We start from the raw sequence: 1,712 nt of genomic DNA, 5'->3' as shown, positions 1-1,712 counted from the left end.
ATCCGGGTTAGGACTCTTAGCACCACTGGATTAGCTTGGGCGGTTGTTCGCCGGTACGGGAATATCAACCCGTTGTCCATCGACTACGCCTGTCGGCCTCGCCTTAGGTCCCGACTTACCCAGGGCGGATTAACCTGGCCCTGGAACCCTTGGTCTTTCGGAGGACGGGTTTCTCACCCGTCTTTCGCTACTCATGCCTGCATTCTCACTCGTGTAGCGTCCACGGCTGGATCACTCCGCCGCTTCACTCGCCACACGACGCTCTCCTACCACTCCGCACGACTGAACCACGAAGGCTTGTCTAGTGTGCGAAATCTACAACTTCGGTGGTGTGCTTGAGCCCCGTTACATTGTCGGCGCGGAATCACTTGACCAGTGAGCTATTACGCACTCTTTCAAGGGTGGCTGCTTCTAAGCCAACCTCCTGGTTGTCTATGCAACTCCACATCCTTTCCCACTTAGCACACGCTTAGGGACCTTAGTTGGTAGTCTGGGTTGTTTCCCTCTCGACGATGAAGCTTATCCCCCACCGTCTCACTGCTGCGCTCTCACTCACCGGCATTCGGAGTTTGGCTGACGTCAGTAACCTGTTGAGGCCCATCGGCCATCCAGTAGCTCTACCTCCGGCGAGAAACACGCAACGCTGCACCTAAATGCATTTCGGAGAGAACCAGCTATCACGAAGTTTGATTGGCCTTTCACCCCTATCCACAGCTCATCCCCTCCATTTTCAACTGAAGTGGGTTCGGTCCTCCACGACGTCTTACCGTCGCTTCAACCTGGCCATGGATAGATCACTTCGCTTCGGGTCTAGAACATGCGACTCAAACGCCCTATTCAGACTCGCTTTCGCTACGGCTGCCCCACACGGGTTAACCTCGCCACATATCACTAACTCGCAGGCTCATTCTTCAAAAGGCACGCCGTCACCCCTACTAAGGAGGCTCCGACGGTTTGTAAGCAAACGGTTTCAGGTACTATTTCACTCCCCTCCCGGGGTACTTTTCACCTTTCCCTCACGGTACTTGTCCGCTATCGGTCATCTGGGAGTATTTAGGCTTATCAGGTGGTCCTGACAGATTCACACGGGATTTCTCGGGCCCCGTGCTACTTGGGATACACATCCGGCCATAACACCATTTCGTCTACGGGGCTGGCACCCACTACGGCCCGGCTTTCAAACCGGTTCGACTATGATGCGCTGTAACCGCCCCAGTCCGGCAGAACTGAGTGACGTGTCCCACAACCCCGACCATGCAACGCCCGCCGGCTATCACACATGATCGGTTTAGCCTCATCCGCTTTCGCTCGCCACTACTCACGGAATCACATGTTGTTTTCTCTTCCTGTGGGTACTGAGATGTTTCACTTCCCCACGTTCCCTCTACCCGCCCTATATATTCAGGCGGGAGTCACCAGGTCACAAAAGCGCCCAGCGGGGTTTCCCCATTCGGAAATCCTCGGATCAGGGCTCGATTATCAGCTCCCCGAGGCTTATCGCAGATTTCTACGTCCTTCTTCGGCTCCAGATGCCAAGGCATCCACCGTTTGCTCTTAGAAACTTGACCACAAAGATTAAAATTGCGATCCGTCATCACCCACAACACGAACACCAAAAGTGCCCGGTCGATTGGATGACGCGAATCAAAGATGCTCGCGTCCACTGTGTAGTTCTCAACATACGATCGGCACCACACTCCCCACCGTCCAGT

Annotated in this window: 1 rRNA gene (running past one end of the window); it reads right to left on the bottom strand. The window is 54.7% G+C overall.

Annotation, left to right across the window (positions count from 1 at the left end):
• A 23S ribosomal RNA gene (locus EDF47_RS19625) occupies nt 1-1,568 on the bottom strand; it reaches 1,660 nt to the left of the window's first position.
• Nucleotides 1,569-1,712 lie beyond the last annotated feature (144 nt).

This window comes from Curtobacterium sp. PhB190 (assembly GCF_004365385.1).
Classification (GTDB): Bacteria; Actinomycetota; Actinomycetes; order Actinomycetales; family Microbacteriaceae; genus Curtobacterium.
Note: the sequence above shows the minus strand (reverse complement) of the source record. Positions and strands in the feature narration are given on the sequence as shown.